A 4,785-nucleotide genomic window follows, 5' to 3' on the forward strand; every position below is an offset into this window, starting at 1 on the left:
ATAAGAGACAGCTGTAATTGATATCATATCAACTACAGAGCATTTTCTTTATTCTAATTTTTGACTTTTATCTAAGGCATCGTCTTTTAAAGGACGATAAAAACGTCGATTATCTTGTGATTGGATAAATTCAGTGAAATGACCTGGCTTAGTGTGTTGCAATGCATTAGTAATTGCGTAAACAGTCGCATCTAAATCATCAATTTTATGTAGTAATTCGGCTTCAAGTAATGCCGGCTCTTTTGCTGCTCCATATTCAGGCAAGCCATGGTGTGATAATACCATATGCCGTAATAAAACTACATCTTCACTATGAGGATCAATATTTAATTCTTTAGCCGCAAGCATAATTTGTTCATCAATTAAAACCAAGTGACCAATCAAATTTCCCTCGGTTGTATACTTTGTAGCAACTACGCCCGATAATTCAATCACTTTCCCCATATCATGAATAATGCAGCCAGCATAAAGTAGTGAACGATTCACTTGTGGATAAGTATTGCATATCCCTTCAGCATCTCTAAGCATGGTCGCTGTATGGAAGGCGAGACCGTTTTTTACGGCATGATGGTTGGTTTTACCAGCAGGATAAATAAAGAATTTGTCGTGCCATTTTTTTAACAGATAACGGACAATTCTATTCCAAGTGGGATTCAAAATTTCAAAAACCTTTTTGTTAATTTCTTCTTCCAAATCCTTTTGTTTGATTGGAGCTGTCTTAACAAATTGACTTAAATCATAACCTTCATTTTCTCCGACAATTCTTAAAGAATAAATCTTTATCTGGGGCCTATCTTGATACTCTTCTCTTTTTCCATTTAATTCAACAATTGATCCAGTACTAAATTTTTGAGCATCTTGAGCAGTTGCATCCCAATAAATCCCCCGGATTTCTCCACTTCCATCACTGAAATTTAAAATCAAATACTGTTTACCATTCTTACTAGTTCTCAAAATTGATTCTTTTAGCATAACAACAACGTTCATTTCTTCGCCATCGTTATAGTCCATAAGTTTTTTAAACAATTATTTCACCTCACTTGTTAAACTAATGACATTTGAATTGAATTCATCGGCAAGTTCCTTACGGTGAGTAAAAATCAATACCTGCATTTTCTGCGATAATTTTTCTATCAACTGAACAATATAGTCAGTTCTTTGCTGATCAAAGTTTACAAATGCATCATCAATTAAAATTGGCAATGAAATTTCATCTGATATTTGTTCAACAAACGATAATTTTAATGCAAAATATAGTTGTTCACTTGTCCCTCGGGATAAAAATTGAACTTCTTTCTTCTTGTGATTTGAATCAATCACAACTAGCTTCTTATCTAATTTTAAATCAATGTAGCGTCCTCCAGTAAGTAATTTAAAGTATTCTTTCGCACTAGACAGCATTTTTGGAAAACGCTCATTAGATGCTAAATCTAGACTTCGAGCAATCCAATTGGAAACACTCAAATCAGACAAATATTCTAATATCTGGTCTTTTAATTGTGACTGTAAGCTCGCCAAATTTTGTTTTTCGTTAAAAACATCATTTGAATCCGCCAAATTGTTCTGTTTAATTCGAACTTCAGCTAATTGCTCTTGTACATTAGTAATTCGAGCTTGACAGTTAGCAATCTTTTCATCTAGCTCAGCTAACTTTTTATCAACAGAATTATCTGACTTTTCTAAAGCTTGAATTTTAGATAAGTCATCGCCCAAATTATTCAAAATGGTTTCTATTTGTAATTTTAAGCGTTCTTGATCAGCAGCTTGAGCTTTGCGATCGTCAAATTCTACTTGATTTTTGACTTGAGCTTTAGTGTAAATTAATGCCAAAGTTTGCTGCTGAAGTTTTAGCTCAGGACCAATTCGATCTAGTTCTTGTTTTAATTGATTAATCTGTGAACTCAGCTGTAATTGATCATTTACAATCTGTGCCAAGTTCTTTAAATTGGCAGAAATACTTTCTTGATCATCATATTTTGAACCTAAAATTTGCTTTAACTTTAATTCGAAATTTTGAATTTGTGAAGCTAATTCATTGATTTCAGTCTGATTTTGAGTTAGAGATTTTTGCTTGGCTTGTAGCTGATAAAGCAAGCTTAAAGTATTATCTAAATTGAAAACATCAGGATTAATACCATATTTTTGTTGAAATTCTTTCTTTTGATCCTGCGGCTGTTTTTTACTTTGATTAAACCAAAATCCTCCAATGACCCCTACTATCGTTAAAACTAGCCAGACAAAGTTTTTGCTGATAAAAGCTAATATAGCACCAACTACTGCAATTATCCAGCAAGCCGATACTAAATATGATTTATCTGATGAGTTATCTTTATCTTGAAGAGATTGAAATTCACTTTTAAGGTCGGCAATTTGCGTTGCATCCAAATTTTGAATCTTTAAAATGTCAGGATTAATTGTTTCAGTTTGAGCAATTTCTTCTTTAAGTTGTTGATTATTTTTTTGAAGTTGATTGACTTCATTTTGCCATTGCAAAAGCTCTGCTTTTTGATCCACTAAATCCTGCATCTGAGAAACTTGAGTCGGATTTGATTGCTTCTGAAGTTCATTTAGATATTCCTGCTTAGAATTTAGCGAATTGGTGAGATTTTTAATTTCTAAAGATAAAGCTTGGGCTTGATCATAAAGAGGTTTAGAAAAAACAATCTCTTTTGTTTGCTTTTTAAGCTGCTGATATTCATCAAAGTTTTTGACTTTCTCTTTAATCAACAAAAGCTTCTGATTTTCCTTATTTAACTTTTCTAATTCACTTTGAGCATCTTTTAGATTATCTTCCAAATCTTTAGTTTGTAATAAAAACTCCTGATAAGAATCAAATTGCTGATTTGTTTGCTCAACTCTTTTTTTCTGATTATCAATTTTAGTTAACAGCTGATTTATAACAGGCTTACGACCCGTCTTTTTAAACAAATTACTGGCACTGTCAGTATAACCTTTTCTTAGCTTTAAAAGTTTATTTGACTGAGCAGCTCCTAAGAAATAAATTCTTTCCATCAATTCATTTTGATTCAAGCTAGTGACTTGCGTTAACATTTCTTGGTTAAAAATAAAGGAATCTGTATAAAAGTCACCATCAATATTTTTGATTTTGTCAAAAAAAGTGGTTTCAGGAACTTCTTGACCATCTAGCCAAATCTTTAAGCTACCCTTTTTTGAATCCCCAGAAGCATAGGTCCTTTGCAAAATAAATTCTTGACCTTTATCTTCAAAATACAACCGTCCTCCCATTGGACTCGCTTTACTCAAAGGAAAATAATCTTCAAAAAAGGCAGACTTATTATTTTTTAAATGAAAGCCAAAGATAATCTGCTTAATAAAAGCTACTGTCGTACTCTTTCCTGCCTCATTTACTCCAAAAAAAACATCTAAATCAGGCTTTAAATCATAACTAATCTCATTTATTTTCCCGAAGTGAATGATTTGTATTTTAGTTAGTCTCATCTTTAATATCCTTTAAATCATGGCCTAATTTTACAGACGACAATTCTTTTACTTGCTTTAAAAAAGTTGAATCATCAATAATACTTTGTGCTTGCTCAGACTTTCTAGTCAAATCTTTTGCTAAAGTCAAAATAGCATCATCGTCTAATACTTCTTGGCGAGCTTGAGTAAAGTACTTTTGATCATTATTATTCAAAACAATATCAACTTTATCTTCAAAATAAACTTTTACCAAACTGGAATTGAATTCTAATTGTTTTGAAATTTCTAACCAAGAATCACTGTCTTGTAAAAATTCACGATCTTCTTGCGATAGATTTTGAGCTCCGTCAATTGTTAGACCAAATAAAGTAGTTTGTTTATTATTATCGTTTAACACCTGATAAATATTCGTTAGGAGTTCTTGCCTTGATAGAGGGCTGCTTAGATTCAAGTTAACTTTTTGCCAAATGACATCGCTAGTTGGGATAAAGTTAATTTCAGTATTTTTTTGTGAATCAACTTGTCCTAGTAAAAATCCCTTTTGGCCGCTTTCATTAATGTGTCGGCCTTGAATATTGCCGCTATAAGCAACTAAAGGAGCTTGACTTAAAGTTTGTCGTAAATGAATATGCCCCAAAGCAAAATAGTCATAATTAAGCTCTTGAAGCTCACTTAATTTAAAAGAAGAATAATTATCTTGATTTTTATTAATTGAACTACCTGCATGCATCAGCCCAATAGTATAATTATCATCTTTTGCCGGGAACTTAACTGCCATATCTTCTGAAATATGATTTTGTCGATAAGAAAAACCGACGACATCATAATTGAAACCAGCTCGTGTTGTAAAACTTGCTTTCTCAATTTCTTGATTCTTACCTAATAATTTAAAATATTGAGATTGCGGCAAAAGTAATTTTTCTGGGTTAATATAGTCATGATTGCCTAAAATCATAACTACCTGAATCTGTTTATCAACTAATCTTTGTAATTGCTCTTTAAAAAATAATTGACTATGTGGACTGGGATGAATAGAGTCAAAATTATCCCCTGCTAATAAAACTAAATCAACATTCTGATCAATTGCATAATCAATTATCTTAGTAAAAGAATTTTCAGTAGCTTGCTTAATTTGATTAAACTGGTTAGATGGCAAAAAAGATAGCCCTAAAAATGGGCTATCTAAATGCACATCCGCTAAGTGAATAAATTTCATAATTATTTTTCTGATTCCAAATCTTTGTATAAATCACTCAATGGTTTGGTAATTGCAGTTTGAACATCGTTAACTAATTGAAATACTGCTTGTTCTTTAGAAATCATATCTTTCAAATCATCATTGTT

Annotated in this window: 3 protein-coding genes; all 3 read right to left on the reverse strand. The window is 31.8% G+C overall.

All coding sequences use genetic code 11. The features are described from left to right. Positions 1–48: 48 nt before the first annotated feature. The 3 genes from Q0Y70_RS09395 to Q0Y70_RS09405 are packed head-to-tail and all read right to left on the reverse strand — an operon-like array spanning position 49 to position 4,657. The gene (locus tag Q0Y70_RS09395; protein ID WP_297820293.1) at positions 49–1,026 is read right to left on the reverse strand and encodes a 3'-5' exoribonuclease YhaM family protein; all 978 of its coding nucleotides are present in this window, start codon (positions 1,024–1,026) and stop codon (positions 49–51) included. Beyond that, positions 1,027–3,459: an AAA family ATPase gene (locus Q0Y70_RS09400; RefSeq protein WP_297820296.1), complete on the reverse strand. Its 2,433-nt coding sequence runs from the start codon at positions 3,457–3,459 to the stop codon at positions 1,027–1,029. It lies immediately after the preceding gene. Continuing rightward, complete coding sequence (locus Q0Y70_RS09405; protein WP_297820300.1) at positions 3,446–4,657, reverse strand: DNA repair exonuclease; 1,212 nt, start codon at positions 4,655–4,657, stop codon at positions 3,446–3,448. The genes Q0Y70_RS09400 and Q0Y70_RS09405 overlap by 14 nt, the downstream gene beginning before the upstream one ends. Between the last annotated feature and the right edge of the window lie 128 nt (positions 4,658–4,785).

The sequence above is a fragment of the uncultured Lactobacillus sp. genome, assembly GCF_947367085.1.
Taxonomy (GTDB): Bacteria; Bacillota; Bacilli; order Lactobacillales; family Lactobacillaceae; genus Lactobacillus.